The organism is Streptomyces niphimycinicus (genome assembly GCF_018883605.1).
GTDB classification, from domain to species: Bacteria; Actinomycetota; Actinomycetes; order Streptomycetales; family Streptomycetaceae; genus Streptomyces; species Streptomyces niphimycinicus.
In genome coordinates, this window is record NZ_JAHLEM010000918.1 from 1 (window position 1) to 3,438 (window position 3,438).

The 3,438-nt window shown below is 70.2% G+C and carries 4 protein-coding genes; 2 read left to right on the top strand and 2 right to left on the bottom strand.

The genetic code is table 11. The features are described 5' to 3' along the window. Positions 1–66: 66 nt before the first annotated feature. On the bottom strand, positions 67–510 hold the full coding sequence (locus tag KN815_RS45360) for a hypothetical protein (protein ID WP_078641555.1): 444 nt from the start codon (positions 508–510) through the stop codon (positions 67–69). A 183-nt stretch (positions 511–693) separates the two neighbouring features. Here KN815_RS45360 and KN815_RS45365 point away from each other — a divergent pair, with 183 nt between their 5' ends. Beyond that, complete coding sequence (locus KN815_RS45365; protein ID WP_216347638.1) at positions 694–2,097, top strand: S28 family serine protease; 1,404 nt, start codon at positions 694–696, stop codon at positions 2,095–2,097. Positions 2,098–2,196: 99 nt separating this feature from the next. Beyond that, a complete protein-coding gene (locus KN815_RS45370) occupies positions 2,197–2,979 on the top strand; it encodes an SDR family NAD(P)-dependent oxidoreductase (protein ID WP_216347639.1) in 783 nt (260 codons plus the stop codon). Between the two features lie 7 nt (positions 2,980–2,986). On the opposite strand, the gene KN815_RS45375 is transcribed toward KN815_RS45370, so the two are convergent. After that, positions 2,987–3,438: glycoside hydrolase family 3 C-terminal domain-containing protein (locus tag KN815_RS45375; protein ID WP_216347640.1), on the bottom strand; the 452-nt coding region annotated here is incomplete at its 5' end.

Genomic DNA, 3,438 nt, shown 5'->3' on the forward strand with positions numbered 1-3,438 from the left:
TGTGCACCGGTCATCCGCCGTACGGCGGTGACGCTCAGCGTTCGCCCGCTGTTACGTACGGTAACATCACGGTTCCATGCCGCTGGCCCTCGCGATGGCCTCCACCTCCCGCCGGTCCTGCTCCCGCTGCTCCGCCTCGGCCGCCACCCGCTGCTTGTGGCGGTGCAGGAAATCGGGGTCCCCGGCCCGCTCCTGAGGCACCAGCACCTTCATGCCCTTGGCGTGCGGGCTGTCGCCGAGGTCGACCACCACCCGCTCGTCCTGGGAGGTGAGCAGGCCGAACAGCACCAGCAGCTCGGCTTGGAGGGCGGGGGTGAACAGCTCTTTCTCCTCCGGCCCCATACCGAGCTCGTATGTCCCCCCGCGGACGGCCGGTGAGGTGCTCAACTCGCGCAGCAGCCGCATCAGCAGCTCGAGCGAGCGGGGATCGATTCGTTCCTGCAATTCGTTCAGATACCGCGTCAGCCGCTCGGCCCGTTCACTCCGGTCGTGCCGTTCGTCTCGGTCCATACAGGAAGCATGAGCCATCACAGCCCGCTACGAAAGAGGGCGACGGTAACAACTCTCCGTATTCGGCGTCCTGTTGGAGCACCGACGACCTCTGGCGACCCGAGTGTGTGCCCGGATAGGTTCTCGACGGCCTGTGCGAATTTTCGGGCCGTAAGGGTCATGACGGCAACAAGGGGAGGGTGCATGCGCAAGATGCTCAGATGGCTGTTGGCGCTCGCGATACTGATGGGGGCGGTCGGTGCGGGCGCCGGAGGCGCGTCCGCGGAGCAGGCCGCCCCCGCCCAGCCGGACATCAAGGAGCGCGTCCTGGCGATTCCCGGGATGCGTTTCGTGGCGGAACAGCCCTATGAGGGCTATCGCTTCCTCGTCTTCACCTACGCCCAGCCGGTGGACCACCGGCATCCCTCCAAGGGCACCTATCCGCAGCGGTTCACCCTGCTGCACAAGGCCACCGACCGGCCCACGGTCTTCTACACCTCGGGCTACAACGTCACCACCGCACCGCGCCGCAGTGAGCCGACGCAACTGGTGGACGGCAACCAGGTGTCCATGGAGTACCGCTTCTTCACTCCCTCCCGGCCCCAGCCCGCCGACTGGTCCAAGCTGGACATCCAGCAGGCCGCGAGCGACCAGCACCGCCTCTACCGGGCCCTGAAGCCCATCTACGGCAAGAAGTGGCTGGCCACCGGCGGCAGCAAGGGCGGTATGACGGCCACCTACTACCGCCGCTTCTACCCGCACGACATGGACGGCACCGTCGCGTATGTCGCGCCCAACGACGTGGTCAACAACGAGGACTCCGCCTACGACCGCTTCTTCGCGGGCGTCGGCACGGCCGAATGCCGCACCAAGCTCAACGCGGTGCAGCGCGAGGCGCTGGTGCGGCGCGACGAGATCGTGAAGCGCTACCAGAAGTGGGCGGACGACGAGAAGCAGACCTTCACCGTCGTCGGCAGCGCCGACAAGGCGTACGAGAACGTCGTCCTGGACCTGGTGTGGGCCTTCTGGCAGTACCACCTGCTGAAGGACTGCGCGGACGTCCCCGCCCCGACCGCGTCGACCGACGAGCTGTACGGCTTCATCGACGAGATCTCGGGCTTCTCCGCCTACACCGACCAGGGCCTGGAGACCTACACGCCGTACTACTACCAGGCGGGCACCGAGCTGGGCTCGCCCACCTTCAAGACCCCGCATCTGGACGGGCTGCTGCGCTACCCCGGCATCTACGCCCCGCGCAACTATGTGCCGCGCGACATCCCGATGCGCTTCAAGCAGGGCGTGATGCGGGACGTCGACAACTGGGTGCGGCATGACGCACGGCGGATGCTCTTCGTCTACGGCCAGAACGACCCGTGGGGCGCCGAGCGCTTCCGGGTCGGCAAGGGCGCCAAGGACTCCTACGTCTACACGGTCGCCGGTGGCAACCACGGCTCCAGCATCGCCCAGCTCACGGGCGAGGAGAAGGCCGAGGCCACGGCGGAGGTGCAGCGGTGGGCGGGCGTCAGCCCGACCAGCCGGCCGCTCGCCCGGCATGACGCCAGGCTGGACCGCCATGAGGTCGAGCGCGGACCGGCCCTGCGGCCGTAAGCGAGCCCATTCGTGGCGAAGAGGGTGTCCGCCCCGGCGGACACCCTCTTCGCGGGCAAACTGGGTCCATATCCGTGGACATGATCGAAGGACACCGCGATGGACCTGAAGCTGACGGGCCGCCGGGCCCTCGTGACCGGTTCCAGCTCCGGGCTCGGCGCGGCGATCGCCCGGCTGCTCGCCGCCGAGGGCGCCGATGTCGTGGTGCACGGCCGGGACGAGGCCCGGACCCACAGGGTGGCGGAGGAGATCGGCGCGGCCGCCGCGGCGGTCGGCGACCTCGCCACGGACCGGGGCGCCGACGCGGTGGCCGCTGTCGCCGGTGAGGCCGACATCCTGGTCAACAACGCCGGTGCGTACGGCCATCCGCACCGCTGGTCCGAGGCCACCCCGGCCATGTGGGCCCATCTGTACGAGATCAACGTGATCTCCGCCGTACGCATGATCCAGCGGCTGGTGCCGGGGATGCGCGAGCGCGGCTGGGGCCGGGTGATCCAGATCGGCGGCGGCCTCGCCTCGCAGCCGATGCCCGAGCAGCCCCACTACAACGCCACGCTCGCCGCCCGTCACAACCTCGCCGTCTCGCTGGCGCGCGAGCTGAAGGACACCGGGGTGACGTCCAACGTGGTCTCTCCCGGGGCGATTCTCGTCGACTCGGTGAAGGAGCTGGTGACCGATCTCGCGCCGGAGCACGGCTGGGGCGTGTCCTGGGAGGAGATCGAGCCCAACGCCGCGCGCGACTTCGTGCCCAACGACATCGGCCGATTCGGCCGCCCCGAGGAGATCGCGGGCGCCGTCGCCTATCTGGCCGGTCCGTACGGCGCCTACGTCAGCGGCGCCACGCTCCGCGTGGACGGCGGCACGATCCGCTCGGTGATCTGACCGGCGCTCAATACCCCAGCCCGTGCCCGATCGGGTACAGCACCCGGGACGGGTCGTCCGCGCGCCGCACCGCGACCGGCAGCCTGCCTTGCGGAGTGACCCGCCCCGCGATCACCCGGGCGGCGGCGCGCAGCTCCACATTCGTCCAGCAGTACGTGGCCAGCGACGCGGCGGGCTCCGTGCCGCGTCCGCCCAGCCGTGCGATGTCGTACGGATCGCGCAGCGCCAGATGCACCACCGGCACCCCGGTGGCCACCAGCCGCGCCACCAGGGTGCGCTGGGTGGATCCGGCCGCGATGTCGTACGTCGCCACGATCACCGCGTCCCGCCCCCGCGCCGCCGCGACCGCCGCCTCGATCCGCTCGGCCGAGGGGCCGGGCGAGTCGCCCGTGCCGGTGGGCAGCGCCTCCGCCGTGAAGCCGAGGCCGGACAGGGCGCGGGCCAGAACGGCCGTCGGCG